21 protein-coding genes are annotated in these 23,471 nt (G+C 72.1%); 8 read left to right on the top strand and 13 right to left on the bottom strand.

The genetic code is table 11. The features are described from left to right. Positions 1-7 precede the first annotated feature (7 nt). Entirely contained in the window at positions 8-1,087 is a 1,080-nt protein-coding gene (locus DP107_RS02835) for a pyridoxal-phosphate dependent enzyme (RefSeq protein ID WP_144260607.1), read from the bottom strand. A gap of 71 nt (positions 1,088-1,158) precedes the next feature. Then, a complete protein-coding gene (locus DP107_RS02830) occupies positions 1,159-4,014 on the bottom strand; it encodes an efflux RND transporter permease subunit (RefSeq protein WP_144260606.1) in 2,856 nt (951 codons plus the stop codon). Between the two features lie 218 nt (positions 4,015-4,232). Here DP107_RS02830 and DP107_RS02825 point away from each other — a divergent pair, with 218 nt between their 5' ends. Continuing rightward, complete coding sequence (locus DP107_RS02825) at positions 4,233-5,456, top strand: potassium channel family protein (RefSeq protein ID WP_144260605.1); 1,224 nt, start codon at positions 4,233-4,235, stop codon at positions 5,454-5,456. 18 nt (positions 5,457-5,474) lie between these two features. Here DP107_RS02825 and DP107_RS02820 read toward each other — a convergent pair whose 3' ends face one another. Beyond that, a complete protein-coding gene (locus tag DP107_RS02820; protein ID WP_144260604.1) occupies positions 5,475-5,774 on the bottom strand; it encodes a DUF7536 family protein in 300 nt (99 codons plus the stop codon). A gap of 103 nt (positions 5,775-5,877) precedes the next feature. Here DP107_RS02820 and DP107_RS02815 point away from each other — a divergent pair, with 103 nt between their 5' ends. After that, positions 5,878-6,834, top strand: coding sequence for a succinylglutamate desuccinylase/aspartoacylase family protein (locus tag DP107_RS02815; protein WP_144260603.1), 957 nt, complete (start codon positions 5,878-5,880; stop codon positions 6,832-6,834). A gap of 321 nt (positions 6,835-7,155) precedes the next feature. Here the strand turns inward: DP107_RS02815 and DP107_RS02810 are convergent, their stop codons facing one another. Next, on the bottom strand, positions 7,156-9,849 hold the full coding sequence (locus DP107_RS02810; protein ID WP_144260602.1) for a valine--tRNA ligase: 2,694 nt from the start codon (positions 9,847-9,849) through the stop codon (positions 7,156-7,158). A 221-nt stretch (positions 9,850-10,070) separates the two neighbouring features. On the opposite strand from DP107_RS02810, the gene DP107_RS02805 reads away from it, so the two are divergent. Both DP107_RS02805 and DP107_RS02800 read left to right on the top strand, forming a co-directional pair. Next, the gene (locus tag DP107_RS02805; protein WP_144260601.1) at positions 10,071-11,303 is read left to right on the top strand and encodes an RAD55 family ATPase; all 1,233 of its coding nucleotides are present in this window, start codon (positions 10,071-10,073) and stop codon (positions 11,301-11,303) included. A 150-nt stretch (positions 11,304-11,453) separates the two neighbouring features. After that, positions 11,454-12,638, top strand: a complete 1,185-nt coding sequence (locus DP107_RS02800; RefSeq protein WP_144260600.1) for an aspartate kinase — start codon at positions 11,454-11,456, stop codon at positions 12,636-12,638. Positions 12,639-12,722: 84 nt separating this feature from the next. On the opposite strand, the gene DP107_RS02795 is transcribed toward DP107_RS02800, so the two are convergent. The 6 genes from DP107_RS02795 to DP107_RS02770 form a co-directional block, all read right to left on the bottom strand. Beyond that, positions 12,723-13,949, bottom strand: a complete 1,227-nt coding sequence (locus DP107_RS02795; protein WP_144260599.1) for a sensor histidine kinase — start codon at positions 13,947-13,949, stop codon at positions 12,723-12,725. A 45-nt stretch (positions 13,950-13,994) separates the two neighbouring features. Then, positions 13,995-14,693, bottom strand: coding sequence for a metallophosphoesterase family protein (locus tag DP107_RS02790; RefSeq protein ID WP_144260598.1), 699 nt, complete (start codon positions 14,691-14,693; stop codon positions 13,995-13,997). A 224-nt stretch (positions 14,694-14,917) separates the two neighbouring features. Further along, complete coding sequence (locus tag DP107_RS02785; RefSeq protein WP_144260597.1) at positions 14,918-15,511, bottom strand: IMP cyclohydrolase; 594 nt, start codon at positions 15,509-15,511, stop codon at positions 14,918-14,920. A 192-nt stretch (positions 15,512-15,703) separates the two neighbouring features. Next, entirely contained in the window at positions 15,704-15,913 is a 210-nt protein-coding gene (locus DP107_RS02780) for a hypothetical protein (protein WP_144260596.1), read from the bottom strand. Between the two features lie 250 nt (positions 15,914-16,163). After that, complete coding sequence (locus tag DP107_RS02775) at positions 16,164-17,672, bottom strand: hypothetical protein (protein ID WP_144260595.1); 1,509 nt, start codon at positions 17,670-17,672, stop codon at positions 16,164-16,166. Between the two features lie 58 nt (positions 17,673-17,730). Continuing rightward, positions 17,731-18,711: a phosphotransferase family protein gene (locus tag DP107_RS02770; protein ID WP_144260594.1), complete on the bottom strand. Its 981-nt coding sequence runs from the start codon at positions 18,709-18,711 to the stop codon at positions 17,731-17,733. A gap of 110 nt (positions 18,712-18,821) precedes the next feature. On the opposite strand from DP107_RS02770, the gene DP107_RS02765 reads away from it, so the two are divergent. Beyond that, positions 18,822-20,423 carry a hypothetical protein gene (locus DP107_RS02765; protein WP_202877311.1) on the top strand — a complete coding sequence of 534 codons (1,602 nt, stop codon included), beginning with the start codon at positions 18,822-18,824 and terminating at the stop codon, positions 20,421-20,423. A 49-nt stretch (positions 20,424-20,472) separates the two neighbouring features. Continuing rightward, complete coding sequence (locus DP107_RS19750) at positions 20,473-20,649, top strand: hypothetical protein (RefSeq protein WP_185977138.1); 177 nt, start codon at positions 20,473-20,475, stop codon at positions 20,647-20,649. Between the two features lie 9 nt (positions 20,650-20,658). Here the strand turns inward: DP107_RS19750 and DP107_RS02760 are convergent, their stop codons facing one another. Beyond that, entirely contained in the window at positions 20,659-20,904 is a 246-nt protein-coding gene (locus DP107_RS02760; RefSeq protein ID WP_144260593.1) for a hypothetical protein, read from the bottom strand. A gap of 204 nt (positions 20,905-21,108) precedes the next feature. Between DP107_RS02760 and DP107_RS02755 the strand changes: the two genes are divergently transcribed. After that, complete coding sequence (locus DP107_RS02755) at positions 21,109-21,423, top strand: DUF7577 domain-containing protein (protein WP_144260592.1); 315 nt, start codon at positions 21,109-21,111, stop codon at positions 21,421-21,423. A 14-nt stretch (positions 21,424-21,437) separates the two neighbouring features. Here DP107_RS02755 and DP107_RS02750 read toward each other — a convergent pair whose 3' ends face one another. Beyond that, a complete protein-coding gene (locus DP107_RS02750; protein WP_144260591.1) occupies positions 21,438-21,836 on the bottom strand; it encodes a CopG family transcriptional regulator in 399 nt (132 codons plus the stop codon). Positions 21,837-22,165: 329 nt separating this feature from the next. Here DP107_RS02750 and DP107_RS02745 point away from each other — a divergent pair, with 329 nt between their 5' ends. Then, positions 22,166-22,531, top strand: a complete 366-nt coding sequence (locus tag DP107_RS02745) for an Hsp20/alpha crystallin family protein (RefSeq protein WP_144260590.1) — start codon at positions 22,166-22,168, stop codon at positions 22,529-22,531. A 15-nt stretch (positions 22,532-22,546) separates the two neighbouring features. Here DP107_RS02745 and DP107_RS02740 read toward each other — a convergent pair whose 3' ends face one another. Beyond that, the gene (locus tag DP107_RS02740) at positions 22,547-23,446 is read right to left on the bottom strand and encodes a diacylglycerol/lipid kinase family protein (RefSeq protein ID WP_144260589.1); all 900 of its coding nucleotides are present in this window, start codon (positions 23,444-23,446) and stop codon (positions 22,547-22,549) included. Positions 23,447-23,471 lie beyond the last annotated feature (25 nt).

The following is a 23,471-nucleotide window of genomic DNA, read 5'->3' as shown; positions in this document are numbered from 1 at the left end:
CCGTGGGTTATATTCCCTTTAGGCCGCTCCCACTGAGCCCGACCACCACGTCCTCGTCCGTGTTCAGGACGCCCCGCTCTCTGTACTCGCGTAGCGCTGCGGGCGCGACCGCACACGTCGGTTCGGCGTAGAGGCCCGCCCGGTGGAGCGCATCCAGCTCCCGCTCGACGGCCGCCTCGCCGAGGGCGATGGCGTCCCCGTCTGTCGCCTCGACGGCCGCCAGTATCTCCTCGAACCGGACCGGCTCCCGGATCTGGATGCCGTCGGCGGTGTCGTTGTCCCCCGCCGCCGCCGCCCCCCCGTGCAGCGCCTCGACGACGGGTGCGTAGCCGGCGGCCTGTGCCCCGAGCAGTCGCGGCATCCCGTCGGTCCAGCCCGCGTCCCGGAGCGCCCGGAACCCGCGGTACACGCCCAGGAACATCGTCCCATGGCCCAGGGGCAGCACCACCGCGTCCGGGACGGACCAGTCGCGCTGCCAGGCGATCTCGTAGGCAAGCGTCGCGGTCCCGGCGAAGAACTGCGGGTTCCACGCGTGGCTGGCGTACCAGCCCTCGCCGGCCTCGACGGCCGCGATGCAGGCCTCGGTCACGGCCTCGCGGGAGCCCTCGACCCGCTCGACCTCGGCGCCGGCCCGCTCGATGGCCTCGACCTTCCCCGGCTTCACGTCCGCGGGGACGTACACCCGGCAGTCGATGCCCGCACGAGCGGCGTAGGTGGCGACCGCGGCGCCGGCGTTGCCCGAGGAGTCCTCGACCACGCGGTCGACGCCGAGTTCGGCCGCCCGCGACAGCATCGCCGTCGCACCTCTATCCTTGAACGACCCCGACGGGAGCGTCCAGTCGAGCTTGAATCCGGCGCCCCACTCGGGCGCCTCGACCAGCGGCGTCGGCCCCTCGCCCAGCGTCACGCGGGGCTCGACCGGCAGGAACGCGTCGAAGGCCCACAGCCCCCGCGTGAGGTCGAGCGTGGCATCGCTCGGGGTGTCCGCGTCCGGAAGCGGCTGCTCGTAGTCCAGTGGCGCGCCACACTCGCAGCGCCACCGGTCGGCGTACGCGGCGCCACAGGAGGGGCAGTGAAGCTCGGACATGACGGGGCCTCACGCGGCAGCGGCCTGTGAGTTTCGGTCGGGGGCGCCTGCCGGCCGTGTCCGAGGGCGTATCAGTCGTCGACGCTCATCGGCTCCGCCGAGCGGCCTCCCCGGCCCCTGGCGCCGTCGGGCCCGTAGCGCCGGGTCCACAGCACCAGCAGCGCCGGCAGGACGACGACCGCGCCGACGAAGGAGTAGGCGATGGTGAGCGCGGTGATGACGCCGAACTGCTGGAGCGGCTCGAGGATGGCGAAGGCGAGCACGCCGACGCCGGCGATGTCGGTGATGGCCGAGCCGAGCATCGCGCCGCCCGAGCCCAGCACGGCGGTCTCCAGCGCACCCACCATCTCGCCCTGGGCCTCCAGCTCCTGCATATACCGCTCGGAGAGGTGGATGGCGTAGTCCACCCCGATCCCGATGGTGAACGACGTGATGAGCGCCGTCATCACGTTGAACGGGATGCCGAGCAGGGACATCGTCCCCAGGATCCACGCGACGGCCATCCCGACGGGGAGCAGCGTCACGGCCCCGAGCGAGGCGTACCCCTCGGTGCGCCGGTAGACCAGCATCAGGATGACGAGGACGACCGAGAGGGTGATGGCCAGCCCCTGGCTGACCGTGTCGAGCAGCTGCGCGGCGACGGCCTGGTTCTCGACCGGCTGGCCGGTGGCGGTGGTCCGGAGGCCGTCGCCCTGGACCGGCGCGGAGGCGTTGCGCACCCGTTCGGTCACCACCTGCTCGGAGTAGCTGCCGTTGACGGGGATCTTCACCCGGAGCGCGACGTACTCGCCGTCCTCGCGGGCCACGACCGTCCGGGCGGCCTGCGGGGCGGTCTCGTAGAGCGCGTCGTACACCTCGGCGAGGTTCCGGTCCGGGATGCCGTCGTCGTCCGCGTCGGCCCGTCGCTTGACCGCGGCGAACGACTCGTTCCGGTCGGCCACGGTGTCCATCACGCGGACGGGCGTCCGCGTGGCGTAGCTCCTGTCGGGGAGCTGGAGGACGACCCCGGTGTCGTTCACCCGGTCGCCGGCGCGCTGGGTCCGCTCCAGCGCGTCGTCATCCGTCACGTCGCCCCTGATGACGTACTGCGTGAACGTACCGTCGTAGATGAAACCGGCCTCCTCGACGTAGTCGAGGTTCTCCTTGGCGGTGTAGTTCGCCGGCTGGAGGGCCGGCGGGAGGGCCGACGTCCACGGCGGCACGTCCCCGTCGTCGACCAGCAGGTCGTCCTGCTCGAAGTCGTTGGGGACCTGCACGGCGCCGGCGACGCCGGCAGTAGTCAGCAACACGGCGGCGCCGACGACGAGCCACGGCGTCCGGTGGGCGAAGCCGACGATGGCGCCCAGGAACGACTCGAACCGGCCGGTCGTGCCGAAGGCCGCCTGCCGCCGGTCCCGGCCACGGGCCTCCAGCGCCCGGTCGACCTCGACCTTCATCGCGGGGACGAACGCCCCGAACACGACCAGCGCGGCGACGATGCCGACCGCACAGACGACGCCGAACTCGCGGATGGGCCCGACGCCGCTGGTGAAGTTCGCGAGGAACCCCGTCGCCGTGGTCAGCGTCACCAGCGTCAGCGCGGTCCCGACGCCCGCCAGCCCGACCGTCATCGTGTCCGTGACGCTGCCACCCCCGCCGACCGCGTGCCCGCCCGACGGGTCCGGGTCACGCCCGCCCGGTGTCGAAGCGGCCCCCGCAACGCCGTCGCCCCCGGTGCCCGGACCGTCGTCGCCGTCCGGCTCGTCGCCCGCCCCGTCCTCGCCGAAGACGAACCCGCCGTCGTCCGGGTCCCCGTCCTCCCCATCGCCCCCGTCGGTCCGGGTGGGACCCCCCCGCGGCTCGGGGTCGGCCCGGGGGTCCGCGCCGCGGTCGGCGCCGGGCGGGCGCTCCTCGCGGTGGCGCATGAAGACGTGAATGGCGTAGTCGACCGAGAGCCCCATCAGCAGGACCGGCACGGCCACGAACAGCTGGTTGAACGTGATGCCGAACCAGCCCATGAAGCCGAAGGTCCAGAGCTGGACCATCCCGACGCCTACGAGCCCCAGCGCCGCGTCCGCGAGGTCACGGTAGGCGAGAAGCAGGACGAGCATCATCAGCCCGAGCGCGAACGGCCCGACGATGGCGAGGCTATCGAGCGATGACTGCCGCAGCTCGGCGTTGATGACGCCGTTCCCGACGATGACCGCGCTCTCCTCGGAGCTGGACAGCTCGTCGTTGGCGATGCGCTCGGCCGTCAGCTGCGCGGCGGTCAGGTTCTTCGGGTCGGCGTCCTCGTCGTGCGAGAGGACGATGCCGGTCGCCGGGGCGGTCTTGCCGTTCGCCTCGTAGCTCAGCGGGACGAACGCGAAGCCGCCCCCGTCCGGCCAGGTGTGCTCGGGGTCGGACAGGACCTGCCTGACCGCGTAGGAGGTGTAGGTGTCGCGCTGGAACGCCGAGAGGTTCCGGACGGCGGCCCGCTGGGCGTCCAGCGGCGGCCGCGGCTCGATGCGCATCTCGTCGATGGGGACACCCTGCTCGTCGCGGATGGCGATGATGGCGACGGCGTTCGCCATCGAGATGGGCTTCTGCTCGGCGACCAGCGTCCGGTTGACCGTTCCGTTGGCGAGCAGCCGCTCCTGTATCCGCAGGTTCGTCAGGAACGCCGCCCTGCTGAGGCGGTTCCGCTCGGAGTTGGCCGCGGACTCGTTCCCGTTACGGACGACCAGCAGCGACTGCTCGACGCCGGCGACCGAGCCGGACATCTCCCGCTCGACGAAGTCGTCCTCGGCGGCCGCCTGGGTCCCGCCCCGGAACTGGTCCAGCGAGGTCGACAGCTCGACGGCCGGCGCGCCGGCGCCGACTATCAGCGTCGCGATCAGCACGACGACGATGGTGGCGCGGCGCCGCTCCGCGACGAGCAGCCGGGCGATCTCGCGGGGACGCCTCACGAGCCCCACCCCGAACGACCGTCGGGGGCTGGCGGAGCGGTGGGCCGGGACCGACGAGCGTTCACGTTCACCCGTCCGTCCGCTGCTCCGGACTTAGACGCCTTGCCGCCTGGAACCGGGCGTACTTGACGGGACCGCCGGCTGGGGGCGGCTCCTCGCGTCGACCCGGGTCGACCCGCCCGCGAACGTTTTTAGTCGGGTGCCGCGCAACCCCGAGCATGGACGTCGAGTACGAGCCCGTGAGCGTCAAGGAGGTTCTGGCGGAGATGAAGGACACCGCCGAGCTCCTCATCGACCTCTCGTACTCGGCGGTGCTGCTGGGCAGTACCGAGGTCGCCGAGGAGGTGCTCGGGCTGGAGGAGCGGATGGACGTGCTGCAGATGCAGGCCCGGATGAGCCTGCTCATGGCCGCGCGGAACCCGGCGGATGCCGAGGCGCTGGCGCCGGTGCTCGGGGTCGTCGGCGCCGCCGAGAAGGTGAGCGACGCCGCCGGCGACATCGCCAAGGTCGTCGTTGAGGAGGTCGGCCTGCCCGAGTCGATGCGGACGGCGCTCCCGGACGCGGTGGAGGCGCTGGTCCCCGTCGGGGTGTCGCCGGACTCCCAGCTCGCGGGGACGACGCTGGGGGCGTCCAACATCGAGACCGAGACCGGCGTCCGCATCATCGCCATCCGGCGGGAGGGGAGCTGGCTGCTCAACCCCGCGAACGACACCCGCCTCGAGGCCGGCGACGTGGCGCTACTCCGCGGCGCCGAGGACGGGCTCGCGACGGTCCACGAGCGGCTCTGTGGCCAGCCCTACGAGCGGCCGGCGCACAGCGAGTCGACCACCGACGACCTGGCGCGGGCGATGGACTCGGTCGTCCTGATGAAGGACATGAGCGAGCTCGCGGTCGACCTGGCGTACGGTTCGGTGCTGTACGACAGCGAGGCCCTCGCCGAGGAGGTGCTCGAACTGGAGGCCGAGGTCGACGCGCTCCAGTCGCGGTTCGAGGCGTGGATCCTCCAGGCCGCCACCGAGGTCGAGGACCCCGTCGCGCTGCGCGGGCTGGTCCACCTCGCCACCGCCACGGAGGTCATCTCCGACGCCGCCGTCGAGATCAGCGAGGGTGTCCTGCGCGGCCTGGGCACCCACCCGGTCATCGCCGAGGCGGTCTGGGAGTCCGACGAGGTCATCGTCCGCTACACCGTCTCGCCGGGCAGCGCGCTCGACGGCGCGACGCTCGGGAGCGCGACCGTCGAGACCGAGACCGGGATGCGCGTCATCGCGGTCCGGCGTGGCCGCCCCGAGGAGACCGCGACCGCCGGCGACTCGGACTGGGTCGTCTCCCCCGGTCCCGAGACCCGGCTCCAGGCCGGCGACCGGTTCGTCGCGAAGGGGACGCGGTCGGGCGCCGGCCGGCTCGCCGAGTTGGCCGGCGACGAGCCCCCGGACGCGGGCTGAGACGGGTCGTCGTCCGGGCTACTCCAGTTCCCGCGCCCGCCGGACCGCGGAGCCGGCGGTGAGTACCGCGGTCACGAGCAGCCCGGTCCCCACCGCGAGCACGAACCCCAGCGTCGCCCACAGCCCCAGCGAGTACGACCGGTCCGGGACGATGACGTAGACGTAGACGACGAACAGTGTGAACGCGACGCCGACGGCGAAGCCGACGGCCGCGTTCCGGCGGACGTTCAGCGCCTGCAACACGTTGGCCACGCCCGGCCTGTCGGGCACGTCGTCCGGTGGCGGCTCGGTCGCGGTGGAGTCGGAGGGGTCGGCCATGGCCGGACGGAGGACCGGGGACCGGGAAGCCGTTCCGGTCCGGTACCGGCAGGGTGGGCGGATACCGAACCTCCTAATAACGCGCCGAGGGTGACTAGATTGCATGACCAGCCTCGGGACGGCCAGCGCGGCTCCCGGCGAGAAGGACACGGGTCGCCTAGCCGTCGGCGAGGCCCGCGACGGGTCCGAGGTCGGCCTCCCGGTCGCCGTTGTCAACGGGGCCTCCAAGGGCCGGACGCTCTACATCCAGGCCGTCAGTGACGGCGACGAACTCAACGGGCTCGGCGTCATCCAGCGGCTCTACCCCCGTATCAACCCCAACGAGCTCGCCGGCACCGTCCTCATCGTCGGCATCGTCAACCACTACGGGTTCCAGGTGGCCGAACACCGCAACCCCATCGACGACACCAAGCTCAACCGGGCCTATCCCGGCAACGCCAACGGGACCGCCAGCGAGCGTATCGCCGCCGCCACCTTCGACGCCGCCACGCGGGCCGACCTCGTCCTCGACCTCCACCAGGGCTCGACCAGTCGCATGATCAACGAGACGCGGGTACGCTGTGGCCCCCGCCACCGGCTCCACCGGGACTGCCTGGAGCTGGCGAAGGTGTTCGGCTGCGGCTACATCCTCGACCAGAAGGGGCCCGACGGTCAGCTCGCCCGTGCGGCCCCCGACGAGGGTATCCCCACCATCGACCCCGAACTCGGCGGCTCCGTCGGCTGGGACGAGGAGTCCATCCGCCTGGGCCTCCAGGGCGTCACGAACGTCCTCACCCACTACGACCTCCTCGACGGCACCCACGACCCCGACCCGCAGACCCGCGCCACCGGCTTCGAGCAGTACGGCGCCCCCGCCGGCGGCCTCGTCTCCTTCACCGCCGACCTCGGCGACCGCGTCGAGCGCGGTGACACCCTCTTCCAGGTGACCGACACCTTCGGCGACGTGAAGAGCGAGGTGTCGGCCGACACGTCCGGCGTCTTCTGGCGCACCCGCCGCCTCCCGCAGATCGCCACCGGCGAGTACGTCTGCTCGGTGGGGACGGATATCGATCGGTTCTGACGAGCTTCCCCGTGGTTCGGGGGTCCTCGGCGACCCTCGGCCGCCCGCGAGGACTGGCTCCGCCGGCCAGGCATCCGCTCGCGGGCGTTGCCGCGAACCGCTCGGCGGACGGACGTTCGGACGAGATGCCGCCGACTCCCTGCGGCCGCCAGCGGTGAAACGCGCCCCGTCGGCGCGCGTATATCCCGGATACTGCTACGATCTGCCGACTCTACCGGGAGTAGCCGATCTACCGTCGCAGTATCGGCACTGCTGGTCTCGCATGGGACTGTCGGAATCTCGGGTAGCGACCCCTCCCATCAAGCGGGGTGAGCGTCCGACCTAGCCGACGATGACGACGGCGCCGTCCGTCTCTAGGAGGTCGCCCTCCCCGTCGTAGCGGCGCTCGCGCTCGACATCGAACATCTCGGCGGTCAGCTCGAACTCGCCGGCCAGGAGGACGGCGTCGTCGCCCTCGTCCTCGAGGACGTACTCGCCGCCCTCGATGGCGGCCTCGATATCCGGGACGTCGCCGCCGAACTCGGGCCCGACGACGGAGTAGTCCAGGTCGATGCCGGTCACGACCGTCTCGACGGCGGGGGCCTCCTCGAGCAGTTCGAGTTCATCCACGTGCATCGCGCGGGCGATGTCGTCGACGTAGTCCGCGACGTCGCCGTAGACCTGCACGCGGCCGAGCCCGGCGTTCAGCGCGAGGTCACGCTCGGACTTGTACTTCCGGAGCGCCCCGACGACCTCCAGGGCGCGCTCGCCGGCCGCGATGTCGGCGTCGAGGCCGAGCGGCTCGGGCCAGTCGGTCGTGTGGACGCTGTCGACGATCCCGGCGGCGCCGCCGTCCGCGGCGGTCGCGTCGTCGGTACCCGCCTCGACGGTCGCGCCGACCGGGTCGGCGTCGGCGTACATCTCGTGCCACAGCTCCTCGGTGACGTGCGCCAGGACGGGCGCGAACAGCTTCAGGAACCGCTCGTGGGCCGTCCGGAGCGTGTAGCGGGCGCTCGGGTCGTCCGTCTCGCGGATGCGGCCCTTCGCGATCTCCAGGTAGTCGTCGCAGAACGTATGCCAGAAGAAGGAGCGAAGCGAGTCCCGGTACTTCGAGAACGCGCGGTCCTCGAGGTGTTCGGCGGCCCGCTCGATCTCCTCGTCCAGGCGTGCGAGCAGCCACTCGTCCAGCGCGGCGAGGTCGGGCCGCTCGTCCGGGACGGACTCGGCGGGCGCGAGCTCGTCGACCAGCTTCGAGGCGTTCCAGAGCTTCTGGAGCAGCCGCTCGCCCGCGACGATGCCCTTCTCCTTGTACGGGAGGTCGTCGCCGACGCTGGAGCCGGCGGCCCAGTAGCGAGCGGCGTCGACGGGGTACTCCGCCAGCACGGAGTCGGGCGCGACGATGTTGCCCTTGGACTTGGACATCTTCTCGCGGTTCTCGTCCAGCACCATCCCGTTGATCATGACCGAGTCGAACGGCGGCTCGCCGGTGTGCTCGTAGCATTTGACGACGGTGTGGAACAGCCAGAACGAGATGATGTCGTGGCCCTGCGGCCGCATGTCCATCGGGTAGAGCTCCGGGCGGGCCATCGCGTCGGAGGCGGGGTCGTCCTTGCCCTCGGCCCAGCCGGCGTTGATGAGCGGCGTCAGCGAGGAGGTGGCCCAGGTGTCGAAGACGTCGTCCTCCGGGGTGAACTCCTCGTGGCCACACTCCGGACAGCTCCCGACCGGCGGGTCGTCGCTGAGGGGGTCGACCGGGAGGTCGGCCTTGTCGGCGAGGACGGGCTCGTCGCAGTCGTCGCAGTACCAGACCGGGAACGGGATGCCGGAGGAGCGCTGCCGGGAGATACACCAGTCCCACTCCAGCCCCTCGATCCAGTGCCTGTACCGGGTGAACATCTTCTCCGGGTACCAGTCCATCTCGCGGCCGGCCTGGAGGTACTCCTCCTTCTTGTCGAGGATCTCGACGTACCACTGCTCGGTGACGAGGAACTCGACCGGCGTCGCGCAGCGCTCGTGGACGTTGACGGTGTGCGTGATGGCGCGCTTGTCCAGCAGTGCGCCGGTCTCGTCGAGATCCGCGACGATGGCCTCGCCGGCCTCGTCCGAGGGCATGCCGGCGTAGTCGCCGGCCTGCTCGGTCATGGTCCCCGTCTCGTCGATGGCGATCCGCAGCGGGAGGTCGTGGGCCTGGTACCACTCGATGTCGGTCTGGTCGCCGAAGGTACAGCACATGACGACGCCGGAGCCGGTCTCCATGTCGACGCGCTCGTCCGCGATGGTGGGGACCTCCTGGCCGAACAGCGGCACCCGCGCGGACTCGCCGACGAGGTGCTGGTTCTCCTCGTCCTCGGGGTGGACGAAGACGGAGACGCAGGCCGGCAGCAGCTCCGGGCGCGTGGTGGAGATGGTGAACGACTCGTCGCTCCCGACGACCTCGAAGGCGATGTCGTGGAAGTGGCTGCCGCGCTCGTCGTCCTCGGTCTCGACCTGCGAGATAGCCGTTGCGCAGTCCGGACACCAGATGGTGGGCGCGCGGCGACGGTACTCCCGGCCCTGCTCGTAGAGGTCGATGAACGAGCGCTGGGAGATGCGCTGAACCCGGGGCTCGATGGTCTGGTAGGTGTGGCCCCAGTCGATGGAGACGCCGAGGGACTGCATCTTCTCGGTGAAGTCGGCCTCGTAGTCGGCGCAGACCTCGCGGCATTTGCGCTGGAACTCGTGGCGCTCGAAGTCGGCGTGCTCGATGTCGAGTTCGTCCTCGGTCAGCCGCTCGCTGGCGATGCCGTTGTCGTCGTAGCCGAAGGGGAAGAACACCCCCCCGTTGGCCATCCGCTCGAACCGGGCGACGAAGTCCTGCAGGGTGGCGCCGTAGACGTGGCCCCAGTGCAGGTCCCCCGAAACGGTCGGCGGCGGCGTGTCGATGCTGAACGACAGGTCCGGGTCGTCGACGGCGTCGTACGCGTAGGTGCCGTGGTCGACCCACCGGTCCTGCCAGGCCGGTTCGACCGTGTCTGGGTCGTAGCTCCCGCTGGGCATTACCGGTTGATGGGCTCGTTCGGCGGGTAAACCCATCGGTCCAACGGGGCTCGCCGCCACGGGGCCACTCGTCCCGACGGCGCGGTGTCCCCCGACTCCGCCGTTCATACCATTTTGGTGATAGGTAGCGGAACCGCACGAGGGCGCTGGAATCGGCCGAGAAGCGGTTCGAGGCGGCAGGACCACAACCCCCTTCTACGCTGGACCCCCAAACAGTGGACATGACCGACGAGCGCCGGTCGACCGCTGACGAGGTGGCAGGGTCGGAGACGGAGCCAGGGGGTGACCCGGAGCCGTCGGAGCCGTCCGACGTTCCCGATGCCGAGGTCGGGGCCGCCGGGCGGGCGGACGAGCGGTGTGACTTCTGCGGGCTGCCGGTCCCTACCGAACCAGTCGCGACCACGCACGAGGGCGACGAGTTCCGCTGCTGCTCGCAGGCCTGCATGGACGCGCTGTCGCGAGCGGGTTTCGACGCGGGCGCCGGCGCGGGCCACCGGCGCATCCGCCCGGGGGTGGCCGCGCTGGACCAGTCGCTCCCGCAGGGGTTCCCCCGGAACGCCTTCGTCCTGCTGGCGGGCGAGGCCGGGAGCCGCGACCGCGCGGTCCACGCCGAACTGGTGTGGCGGGCACTCCAGCGGGGCGAACCCGTCGTCGTCGTCTCCTTCCAGGAACCGCCGGGCAGCATCGTCCAGCAGTTCCTCACGCTGGAGTGGAACGTCCTCCCGTATCTGGAGTCGGGCCAGCTCCACATCGTGGACTGCTTCACCTACCGGCTGTCCGACCGCGACCGCATGTTCGACCGGATGGACGACTGGAACCAGCACCTGTACGACGCGGCGACCGACGCCACCACGACCACCCGCGACCCATCGGATCTGGGTGAGGTCCGGAACAAGCTGGACAACGCCCTCGAGGCCCGCGAGATGGTCGGCGAGGGGCTGGTGCTCATCGACTCGCTCACCGAGCTCGGGACGCTGGTCCAGCCGGTCCAGGCGTACGACTTCGTGAAGGACCTCCGCGCCGACGTCTGCAAGGGCCGGTTCGTCCCGGTGTTCGCGGGGGCGACCATCGCCGGCGGCCGCGAGGAGTTCCCCCACGACCTCGGCTACGTCACCGACGGGATCGTCGAGATGCGGCTCAACGAGGAGATCATCCCGGACACGCTCATCAAGCAGGCCCGCATCCGGAAGCTGAACGGTGTCCTCGTCATCCCCGAGTGGCACGCCTACGAGTACACCTCCGGGCTGGGGATGGTCACCTTCGACCCGGAGGAGGAGCAGGCCAAATCCCGCCAGCGCCGCCGCGAGGCCGCCGACGCGGACGGGCCGCCGGCACACCCGGACGGGACGGACGCCGAGCACCGGAACGGCGAGACGCCGGCGCCCGTCGGCCCGGAGGCCCGCCCCCCCGAGAGGCCGAAACCCGGCGCCGAGGCGCCCGAGAACGACCGCTGACCGCCCGATACGGCGGCTGCAGCCGGTCTCGGACCCCTCCTCTCCGACCCCGCTGACGGCAAGCCTTCGGTTCAGGGACAGGGTTATCCCGGGTCGGGAGGTACCGCGAGGTATGCACGTAGCGCACGATACGGAGGGGCGAGCGGACTGATGCGGGTCGTCGCCAAGTTCGGCGGGACGAGCCTCGGGAACGGGGACCGGGTCAACCGGGCCGCCGACTCCATCGCCGCCGCCGTCCAGGCCGGCCACGAGGTCGCCGTCGTCGCCTCCGCGATGGGCAGCACGACGGACTTCCTGCTCGACGCCATCACCTTCGAGGCCGACGACAGCGACGAGGCCGAGATCGTCAGCATGGGCGAGCGCACCTCCGTCCGGATGCTGAAGGCCGCGCTCGGGGCCCGCGGTGTCGACGCCGAGTTCCTCGAACCCGGCCACGAGGACTGGCCGGTCATCACCGACTCACATGGCGAGGTGGACGTCGGGGAGACCCGCCGCCGCGCGAAGAAGCTCGCCGACCGCATGGACGGGGTCGTCCCGGTCATCACGGGCTTTCTCGCACAGGACCACGACGGCAACGTCACCACGCTCGGCCGCGGCGGCTCGGACACGACGGCCGTGATGATGGGCAACTACATGACCGCCGACGAGGTCGTCATCGTGACCGACGTCGAGGGTGTCATGACCGGGGACCCGCGCGTGGTGGAGGGGGCCCGGAACGTCGGCAAGATCTCCGTCGACGAACTCCGGAACCTCTCCTTCCGCGGCGCGGAGGTGGTCGCGCCGTCGGCGCTCTCGTACAAGGACGTCGAGATGGACGTCCGGGTCGTCCACTACCAGCACGGCGACCTGCTCACCGGCGGCACCAGCATCGAGGGCCAGTTCCAGAACCTCATCGACCTCCGGGAGGGGCGACTCTCCTGTGTCACCGTCGCCGGCCGGGCCATCCGCAACTCCCCCGGCGTGCTCGCCGAGCTCGCGGGCGCGCTCGGCGATGCCGACATCAACATCGACTGCGTCGCCAGCGGGATGGACTCGGTCACGTTCTACGTCGACGACGAGATGGCCGAGCGCGCCGAGACCCTCCTCCACGACGCGGTCGTCGAGGACGACGTGCTCTCCTCGGTCACCGTCGACGACGACATCGCCGTCGTCCGGGTCACCGGCGGGGAGCTCCCGGCCGAATCCGGCATCCTCCGCGATATCGTCGAACCGCTGGAGGAGGCCCACCTCACCGTCCACGACCTCGTCACCTCGGCCACCTCCGTCGCCGTCTTCGTCGACTGGGCGGACCGCGAGACGGCCCTGGAGATCATCCAGTCGCGGTTCCGGTCGTAGCGCCGTTCTGACTCCCTATCCAGCGATCTACGAAGCTATACGCGAACCCCACCGATTATACGCCGTATTGGTGGATAATACCCCCTATCGTGCCTGCTCGTCGGTCCGGAACTCGAAGCGGGCGCCGCCGTCCGCCCCCGTCTCCGCGGCCACCGCCCAGCCGTGTGCCTCGGCGATGGTCCGGACGATAGCGAGGCCGAGCCCGGTCCCGTCCGCGCCGGAGACGCCGTGTTCGAGCGCCGACTCCCCCAGCCCGTCGGGGATGCCGACGCCGTCGTCGGCCACGTAGAACCCTGGACCGTCATCCAGGGGGCCGACGCTGACGGTGAGGCCGGCCGGGTCGGTCGCGGAACCGTGTTCCACGGCGTTCCGGAACAGGTTCTCCAGGAGCTGCCGGAGCCGGTCGGCGTCGGCCGCCACGCCGGGGGCGGGCGTGGTCCGGAGCGTGGCCCCCTCGGTTTCGACGCTCCTCCAGGCCCGCTCGGCGACCGCGGCCACGTCGACCGTCGTCGTCTCCCCGACGGCCCGGCCCTCCTTGGCGAGCGACAGGAGCCCGTCGACGAGGGCCTCGATGCGGTCGAGCGCGTCGTCGACCCGCTCGAACTCCTCGCGGTCGCCGCTCTCCAGTCCCAGCTCCAGGCGGCCCCTGGCGACCGACAGCGGGTTCCGGAGGTCGTGACCGATGACGTCGGCGAACTCCTCCAGCCGGCGGTTCTGTCGGGCGAGCTCCTGTTCGCGGCGCTCGACCTCGCGGCGGGCGGCGAGATTGTCCAGCGCGGCGACGGTGTTGGCCGCGAGGATACGCGCGAAGTAGACGTCCTGGTCGTCGAACTCGGCGACCTCGGCCGAGCCGATGATGAGGACACCGTAGCGCCCGAGCGGGACGTGGAGCTCGCTCCGGAACGCCGTGTCCGGGTCCATCAGCTCCGCCTTGGCCGCCCTGACGTCGTCGAACACGCGGAGCTCGCCGCGCTCGAAGCTCTCCCAGGCGACACCCGACCCGGGCTCGATATCCGGCGGCGGGTCCCGGCCGATGAGGTCGACCAGCGCGTCCGTCCAGGCGACCGGCTCCAGCGCCACGTGTGGCGACTCGGCGGCCGTGGCGGCCCGCTCGGTCAGCGGCGCGTCCGGGAGGAGGTGGACGCCGACGAGTTCGTGCCCCAGCCGGTCGCTGGCCGCCTCGACGACGGTCCGAGCGACGGTCTCGGCGTCCTCGGCGATCATCAGCTCGCGGGTCGCGTCGAGCAGCGCCGCCAGCCCCCGCTCGCGCCCCTCGGCCCGCCGACCGGTTACGTCACGCTCCTCCGACATTCCTGGGCGAACGTACGGGTAGCAGAGTCATACGTCCATCGGGACTCAGACCCCCTTCCGGAGCCGCTCGCCGGCCGCTGCCGGCAGTCCGGCGTCGCGGATCGCCCGCACCGTCCGCTCGACGTCGTAGTCGACCCGGTGGAGCGCGACCGCCGGCTCCGGATCGAGCGTCAGCGTCGCGTACGCGGCCGTCGGCTCCCCGTCACGTGGCTGGCCGACGCTCCCCGGGTTCAGGACGACCCGGCGTCGAACCCTGGCCCACCCGGCTTGCTCGAACCGCTCGCGCGCCTGGATGTGGGTGTGACCCAGCACCAGCACCCGCTCGTCGGCCAGGAGCGACCGGTCGAACAGTGACGGGTAGACGTACCGGTCCGGGTCGGCGGGATGGCCGTGTGCGACCCGGAGACAGTCCCCGTGACCGGTCAGACCGGGTGGCAGGTCGGCCAGCCACGCCAGCGCGTCAGCGCCGAGCTCCGCCCGGGCGTGGCGGACGCCGGCGCCGGCCATCCCGTCGTCCGGGTCGACGCCCGCGGTGACCGCCCGGTCGTGGTTCCCGCGGATCGCCAGCAGGTCGCGGTCGCCGTCCCCCCACGACCGCAGCGCGTCGACGCACGCGGCGGGCTGTGGGCCGTATCCGACGATATCGCCCGCACAGACCAGGCCGTCGACCGGCGGCAGGGCCGCGAGGACGGCCTCCAGCGCCGCCAGGTTCGCGTGCACGTCCGCGATGACGCCCAGTCGCATCTACCCGGAGGGCCGCGGCGAGCGGATATGAACCCGGCGCGGGCCGTGTCACCGTTCCACGACTCCACCCGAAGGAGGGGCGCGCCGGACACACCGACCGACGGTTGAGTCGGCGACGGACCGCCGGTTGCAGTCGAAGTGAGGGGCCGCAGTCGAAACAGTGGAAACGTCAGACGCGCGTCACACGCGGTGGTCTGCGGGCCCCATGGCTCCACGGTGGCGCACTACCCGGGCGTGACCGCGGCCACGTCGAACTCGTCGGCCTCGCGGGTCACCGCCGCCGCACAGACCGCGTGCTCGAACTCGAGGTCGTAGGCCGTGCGGGCCGCGGCCGCGGCGTCGTCGGCCCCGAACTCGAACGCCGTTGGGCTGTCCTCCTCGTAGGTGGCGACGAGGGTCGGCTCCGCCACCTCGCGGACGAGAAGCGCGTCGCGCCGGACGGTGCCGATGGACGCCGCGTCCGGGCCGAGCACCCCGGCGATGCGTGGGGTGTCGTAGTCGTCCTTCTCGAAGTCGAGCGCGTGTAGCGCCGTCACCAGGGCGTCCCGGGGCGGGTAGCCCAGGCCCAGCTTCTCGGCGACGGGGTCGACGTGCGAGCCGTTGCCGATGGCGACCGCCTCGCCGGCCGGGGTGTCGACCGTCCGGAGGCAGTTGTAGGAGATGTAGGGGTTGTCGCTGGGCGGGGCGTCCGGCGTAGGCTCGACCGTGACGGTCCCGCCGGCCTCGCGGACGACGGCCTGCCGGTTCGGGAACGAGCGTGAGGAGACGCGGTAGGCCGCGAGGTCGGGACCGACCACGAGCAGGCGTCCGACGTACATGCGCGGGACTGCGGCGAGGACGGGCAAGTGCGTGCCGGTTCCGGGGCGGCCCGATCTAACAGTCCGCCTGCCGTCAGCCCCTCCCGATGCCGGATGCCCTCCCCGACGACCCGCGCGCCCGGCTACTGCCGGCGCTGGCCGGTGGGGCACTGGCTGGCGTCGCGGTGGCCGCCGCGGCCGCCGTCGGCCCGTTCACACCCCTCCGACCAACGAGGAGCCGACCGTGACCGCCATCGAGGTGACCGACCGCGGCTGCCGGGGCGACCTGCAGGCGTTCTCCCGGACCCGCGACGGCCCGGACGGGATCGTCGAGGTCGCCGGGACCATCGAGACCGACTCGCCACGGACGGAGCTCTCGGTGTCGGCCGTCCGGACCTCCCCCGCCCGGTCGGCGCTCGCCACCACCCGTGTGGAGTTCCGGACACAGGAGCCGGCGGGCGAGCCCCGCTGCGCGGGCCAGATCGCCTACCGCGTCACGGTGCGGACGCCCGGCGGTCCGGCTGGGAGTCGGGCGCTGTTCACGCCGGACGGCCGCCCGGTCGCCTGCAGCGGCGGGAACAGCCGCTGTGCCGTCCTGCTGCGCCCGGATACCTGGGGGCGTCGACCAGCGAGAGCGTCACGGGCTGACCTGGCCCCGGCTGGCCGCGCGGCCTCAGTCGAGCCACTCCGTGAAGCAGCCCTCGATGAGGTTGCCGCGCTGGCGGTCGATATACTCGGCCTGCATCCCCCAGATGGCCTGGCCCAGCGGGACCCCGTGGGTGACGCGCCGGCGGACCTCGCGGTGCTTCCACCGGGCCGGCGTCATCCCCGCCTCCCAGCGGCGCTCCAGCGGCCGGACGTAGCGGTCCACCTCGGCGTCGTCGAGCCCCCGGAGTTCCAGGCCGTCCCGGGCCGCGTCGAACAGCTCCGTGTACAGGGTGTCCAGGTCGGCCGTCTCCGCGCTCTCCATCGTCACCCAGGTCATGTCCGCCTGCAGCCCGTCCTCGACGGCGGCGTAGAAGTTGTCCCGGGCGTCCTGCCACGGGAGCGACCGGAGCGGGTGCTCGCGCCGGGGGAGCGCCTCCATCAGCCCGGCGAAGACCGCGAGGAACGCCATCGAGTCCCGGACGGTCGGCTGGGCGGGGAGCGGCCGGAACTCGATGCGGGCGTTGGCGTCCGGCCTGGAGGGCCCGTCCAGCACGGGCCGCACCCAGCGCCAGAAGGTGCCGTGCTTGTGACGGAAGTGGGCGAACCGGTCGTCGAACCGGCCGGCGTCCTCCTGCAGGGTCGGCACGACCGTCCGGTCGGCCGCGATGCGGTCGATGACCCCCTCGATGTCGTGTACGTCCTCCGGGAAGGTCACCTTCGGGTCCTCGTCCGGGTTGAGGACGGACTCGAAGACGGTGATACGGTTCTCCATCGCGCACTCGTTCAGCACGCGCTCGGCGTCGTCCGTGGTGTAGAGGTCCGGCGGGAAGAACGGCGAGTTGACCGCCAGCGCCACGAGCGGGCCCGCGACCCGCAGCGCGTAGCGGAACCGCTCGGGCAGGTCCGCGGCCTGGCTCATCTGGTAGTGGGGCTGGATGGAGGTGATGAGGCTCTCCGGCATCACCGTCCGCGCGTCCAGGTGGACGTGCCGGGCGTCCAGCGACATGTTCGACTTGAAGCCGGTGTTGGCCATCGCGTGATAGCGGACGGCGTCGCTCATGTTCGTCGCCAGCACCACCCCGTCCTCCTCGATGCTGTCGGCCAGGTAGGAGGAGGCCGTCTCGCCGACCGGCGGCACCGTCCACATCCCGTCGCTGACCAGTATCATCCCGTCCGGCTCGCAGGCGTCCTGGGCGGCCTCCAGTTTCGCCTGCACCTCCCGCTCGGTCGCGCGCAGCCCGTACGCCGAGCAGGGCTGTGGCGAGGTCTGCATCTCGGCGTTGTGCAGCCCGAGCTCCTTCTCGAAGCCGATATACTCCAGCAGGCGCCGGGGGACCCGCTTGAGCGCGTCCGTCCCGGCGTCGACCGCGTAGAACTCGTACTCCAGACCGACGATGGCCTGCGAGTTGTCGAAGGTCCCTTTCTCCACCTCCCGCTTGAGGTCCTCGACCTCGGACTCGACGCGGGCGTCGAAGGCTTCCCGGTCCGCGTCCAGCGTCTCGCGCACCCGCTGAGCGAGTTCCGACCCTGACATACCCTGTTTCTGGCGGCCGTCCCGTTTCAAACCCACCGGTCGGTGGGGCACCGTCCGGTCAGTCCAGCCGGTCGAGCGCCGCCTCGATGCGGTCCCGGTGGAACGCGACGGCCGCCTCCGCGTCGACGACCGGGTAGCGCGGCCGGGTCACCTCGCCCCTGGAGTCGGCGGCCGAGTCGGCGATGCCGAGCAGCCGGAAGGCGCCGAACCCGGCCTCGGGGAACGGGCGGACCTCGCGGTAGCCCGCGCGGTACGCCTCACGGAGTGCCCGCACGTCCGCGTCCACCCGGACGTACCAGTCCGCGAGCGTGAACTCGGCCTTGGCCGCCGAGAGCCCCGCTGGAGCCGCCAGCGGCTCCCCCCAGTCGAGGACGGCAGCCACCTCCGGCCCGCCCTCGGCGTCCCGGACGATGACGTTGCCCGGGCGGTAGTCCCACGGGAACAGTCGGATGTCGTCGGCGGGCAGACCACCGAGACGGTCGGCGAGCACGGCCTCGACGCGGGGTTCGAGGTCCCGCAGGCTCCCGGGCCAGTCCGCCAGCGCCCGGTCGAGGTACTCCCGGTAGAACGCCTCCGCCGGGCGCGGCCCGGGGACGACGAGGTCGTCGCCGCGGGCCGCCACCCGCCCGGGGGCGTCGAACGCGAACGCCTCGTGAACGGCCGCGAGATGCCGGCCCAGCGTCCGGGCCAGGCGTTCGCGGTCGGCGGCCGGGAGGCCGGCGAACCGCTCGTGGAGGTCGTCGCCGGGGACCCGCCGCGTGACGAAGTACGACACCGGGGGGTCGGTCAGCGTCCCGGCGGCGAGCACCGGCGCGGCCGGCAGGTCCGTCCGCCCGGCGACCGCCCGCGTGACGGCCACCTCGGCGTCCAGCGGCCGCTCGCGGGCACGGTACTGGACGACCACCTCGCGGCCGTCGCGCAGGCCCACCAGCGCCGTCCGCTTCGAGTTGCCCGTCGCCGGCGCCGTCACGGCCGCCGGGGTCGCCTCCAGGACCCGCTCGCAGACCGCCGTCACCACGGCCTCGACACCCTGCTGCACACCCGCCCGGTCGGGGTGTCGGTGACATAACCCCCGCGGAAGCGGGCGACCGTCCGACCCGCCGGGTCACAGGGAACGGTGCTTTAGGCCCGGGGGTCGTGGGCTCGGACATGGACGACGGCGAGGCCCGTGACGGGGCGGTGGACGACGTCGAGCAGGGGGAGCCGCTGCTGGCGGCCATCCGGCGGTCGCTGGCGGAGGCGACCTACGACCGGTTCGACGAGCGGGTCGCTACACAGGCCGAGCGGATCGCCGCCGACGCCGCCGCGGGCGCCCTCGACAACGCCGACTTCGCCGTCGGTATGGAGGTCGAGGCGTACACGGTCGACACGCACGGACGGCTCCACACGGTGCCGAACGGCGCCGCCGAGGCCGGCGGCTTCGCCCCCGAACTCGGCCTGCACAACCTGGAGCTCAACACGTCCCCCGACGTGCTCACGCCCGCCGGACTGGAACGGCAGGCCCGGCGCCTGCGGGACGCCGCCGCCGCCGCCCGCGAGGCCATCGCCGAGCACGGCTCCGGCGACCGGGTCCGCCCGGTGCTGGACTCGATGTGGACGGTGCCGCCGGCGGCGGGGAGCGCGGACTACCTCTCCGCCGGCGAGGAGCGCGACGGCGTCTGGCTGGCCGCCAACATGACGGGCAAGGCCCGCTACCACGCCCTCGACGCGGACACCCGTCGCCGGATGGACGACGGCATCCCCCTGGACCTCCCGGGGGTCGACCGCCGGTTCCCGTCCATCCTCGTGGAGTCACTCGCCACCTCCATCCAACCGCACCTGCAGGTTCCCGCCGCCGCCGCCCTCGACCGCTACCTCCGCTACGCCACCCGCATCCTCGGGCCGACCGTGGCGCTGACGGCCAACAGCCCGTTCCTTCCGGCGGACCTCTACCCGGCCGACGTCGACCCCGAGACCGTCCTCGCAGGCCCCCACGAACTCCGCGTCCCCGTCTACGAGGACAGCATCAACCCGCCCGGGGTCCGGAAGGTCCGGGTCCCCGAGGACGTGACGGCTGTCGAGGGCGCCGTCGCCGCGGTCGCCGAGGACGCGACCTTCGCGCCGTTCTGCACCGACCCCGAGGACGTGTCCGAGGACGCGCCCTACCGCAATCGGTTCCCCGAATTCGCCCACAAGCACGGCACCTTCTGGCGCTGGGTCCGGCCCGTCTTCGGCGGTGACCACCCGACGAACGGGAGCGGTCCCGCCGACGGCAACGACGACCGCTCGGTCCGCATCGAGTTCCGACCCATCCCCACCCAGCCCACCGTCCGCGACTGCGTCTCCTGCCAGGCGCTCGTCGCCGGCGCCCTCCGGGGGCTGGACGCGACCGACCACCCGCTGCTCGACCTCCCGTGGGAGGCCGCCCGCGAGTCGTTCTACGACGCCGCCGCCGAGGGCCCGGGCGCCGACCTCGCCTGGGTGACCGCCGACGGCGAGCGGACGGACGACCCCGACCGCGCGCTCGGCGAGTTGCTCTCGGTCGCGCGGCGCGGTCTCCGGGAGTTCGGCTTCGCGGCGCCCGAGGCCGACCGCTGGCTGGCGCCGCTGGAGCAGCGCCGACTCGGCGGCATCGCCCCGAGTACCTGGAAGAAACACCGGGTCCGGGCCGGCCTCGAGCACGGCGAGTCCTTCCACGAGGCCGTCCGCGCGATGCAGCTCGAGTATATCGAGTTGAGCGAGGGCACCGACTGCTTCTCCGACTGGCTCTGAGCGCTCGCCCCACCGATACCGTCAAGCCGCGCCCGCCGGAGGGGCCGGTATGCGCGACGAGACGGCAATCCGCGAGCGGATCGCCGAACTGGAGGCCGAGTACGACAGCCACGACCCGCCGTCCTCGGCGATGGAGGACGAGGCGGAGGTCGCCATCCTCCGGGCCATCGAGGAGCTGGAGTGGGTGCTCGAGGAGCACGACGGGACCGGCGGGTTCACCACCTGAACCGGCGGGTTAGCCCGAGCCGACGCCGGCCAGCTCGCCGTCCGTCATGACCCCGGCGACCTCGAGCAACTCCGTGTACCGGTCGCGGATGGTGACCTCGGAGATGCCGGCGACATCGCCGACCTCCCGCTGGGTGAGCCCCTCGCCGACGAGCATGGCGCCGGCGCAGGGCGCGGCCGTGGCCGGGCCGACGGACGACTCCCCGGAGAACACCCCCGGTCGGCGCTCGCCGCCGGCAGTTCGACCGCCCGGCACGGAGTCGACACCGCACGTCCCGACTCAGGTGCGCCCCCGGCCCAGTGGCTCCCGGGAATAGTTTGGGGCCCCTTCCCGGGCGCCCCCGGCGGCGCCGCCCGACGGCGGATTCCGGCGCGTTCGACCGGTCGAGCCCGACGAGCGGTCGGGTCGTGCGGTGCGTTCGCACGGTTTATTATCCCGTAGCGCGTACTGTGACGTGCCATGTACGACCCGCAGGTCTACGGCCTGCTGGGGGCCGTCCTGCTGTTGCATCTCGGGACGCTGGCGTACGTCTACCTCCGCCGGTCCCGGTCGGTGGAGCGAGCCGGCGATACGGACACGGCCGCCGACGCCGCGGACGTGACCGCCGACCGCCGGGTCGACACCGGGCCGTCGGGGAGCGAAGAGGGGGCCATCGTCTGCTCGCAGTGTGGGGCCCGTAACGAGCCGAACTACCGGTTCTGCCGGATCTGTGTCGCGGACCTACCGGGGCGGGCCACCAGCGTCGACCCGGCCGGGTTCTCGAACGCGGCCTGAGGGCGGTCCCCCGGCTACTCCTCCGGGTCGCCCGGGTCGCGGTACCGGCCGAGGACCTCCTCCAGCAGGAGGCTCGCCTGGTCCATCCCGTCGAAATGGTCGTCGATGTAGGACTCGGCGGTCTCGTACTCCCCCCGGAGGCCGTGCTTGCGGACGGTGACGAACGCGTCCATGAACGGGACCGCGCCGTCCGAGAGCGCGCGGGGCCGTGACCCGGCGGGGTCCAGCCCCAGTTCGTCGGCCAACTCCCCGAACTGGAACGACTCCGTCTCGTACTCCTCCTCCATGAGGCTCAGGACGAACTCCGCTGCGAACCGGTGGAACTCCGACTTCGACTCCAGCTCGTGCTCGTCGACCACCCGTTCGATCTCCGCGACGACGCTGTCGGGGTAGCGGACCGTGTCCTTGGCCATGCCTCTCGTTGGCGGATGTGTACCCCCCATGTTATAAGCGTCGGGGTCAGGCACCTGGGGGCCAGTGCGACGACCCGGCGGCCCGCTCCAGCCGCCGGACGATGCCGAGGGACGCCCGGTTGCGACCGTCCCGTCGCCCGACCGTGACCCGGACCCGCTCGCCCGCTCGTCCCGCCCCGCGGCGCGTGTTGCCGATGGTTCCGTGGTTGTTCCGGCGTTTCTCGATGGATATCGAACATACACGGATAACATCCGCTACATGGCGAGATATCGCGCACGTATCCGCTTCGTCCGGAACCCTTACACCGGTCGCACGGCTTGGTATGGGCATGACCGACCGGTCCCATGCCGGGGCGCTGTTACGGGCGCTCTCGCTCCCGGCCCGGCTGCTGCGCGCCGGCCTCACCGAGGACGAGAACGCCCGAGTCCGGGTCGACCCGGGGGCCTACGTCCTGGAACTCGACCTGCCCGGCTACGAGGCCGACGCCTTCGACGTCAGTTGGGGCGGCGGCTACCTGTCCGTCGCCGCGACCGGCGCGGACCGCTCCTACGAGGCGTCGTTCCAGTTCCCGCCAGTGGTCCGCCCGGACGACATCCGCGCGGCCTACGACGCCGACACGGGCGTGCTGACCGTCACGCTGCCCGTCCACGACCGCCATGCCCGCCCCGCCGCGGACCCCTCCACCGCCGACTGACGACCGCCCGCCGGCTCAGTTCGGCTGTGGCTCGTACTCCGGTCCGACACGGACATCCAGCGCCCGCGGTCGGGTGTACATCGTCACCCGGCCGTGCTCGGCGATCTCGCCGTCGCGCGAGAACGTGACCGACTCGTCACTGGTGACGGTCACCTGCGCGGACTGGAAGTGATGAACGGAGTCGGTCCCCTCACCGAGCAGCCGGTGGATGGCGGCCTCGACGGCCAGGCTGCCCGCCGGCACGTCCTCGACGACGGCCACGTCGAACAGGCCGTCCTCCATGTCCGCCTGCCCGCCCTGTTCGATGAAGCGACGGGCGTTCCCGACGAGCACCGTCACCGCCGAGCCCGCCCAGCTATCGCTCCGCCCACCGCCGTGGAAGTCCAGCCGGAGCTCCAGCCCCTCGAACTCGACGGCCTCCTTGATGCCCGTGACGACGAACGCGAGCGTGCCGAGCCGATCCTTCAGTTCGCCCGACGCGGCCGTACTGGCGTCGGCCGGGAAGCCCGCGATACAGGAGACCACGAACGGCTCCCCGTCGGCCATCCCCACGTCCAGCGCCCGGATCTCCCCCTTGTCAGTCAGGTCGAAGCCGTGACGGATGTCGCGGATGCCGAGCGTCCCCGCCAGGAGGTTGGCCGTCCCCCCCGGGATGACGTTCAGCGTCACCTCGCCCAGATGGTCGGCCGCGTTCAGCCCGCGGAGCACCTCGTTGATGGTGCCGTCGCCACCGCAGACGGCGATCTCGCTCACGCCCTCCTCGCCGGCCCGCCGTCCCAGCGCCCGCCCGTCGCCCGCGCCCTCGGTCTCCCAGACGGCGAACCCCTTCCCGCGGGCCAGCTGTTGGACCAACTCGGCGTGGTCGCCGGTCCCGCTGACGGGGTTCATGATGAGCGTCCGCGACCCGACCTGCATACCACCGCCTCGGTGTCGGGCCACT

It is taken from the genome of Haloglomus irregulare, from assembly GCF_007421925.1.
In the GTDB taxonomy this organism is placed as follows: Archaea; Halobacteriota; Halobacteria; order Halobacteriales; family Haloarculaceae; genus Haloglomus; species Haloglomus irregulare.
This window is presented reverse-complemented; position numbering and strand designations above follow the sequence as displayed.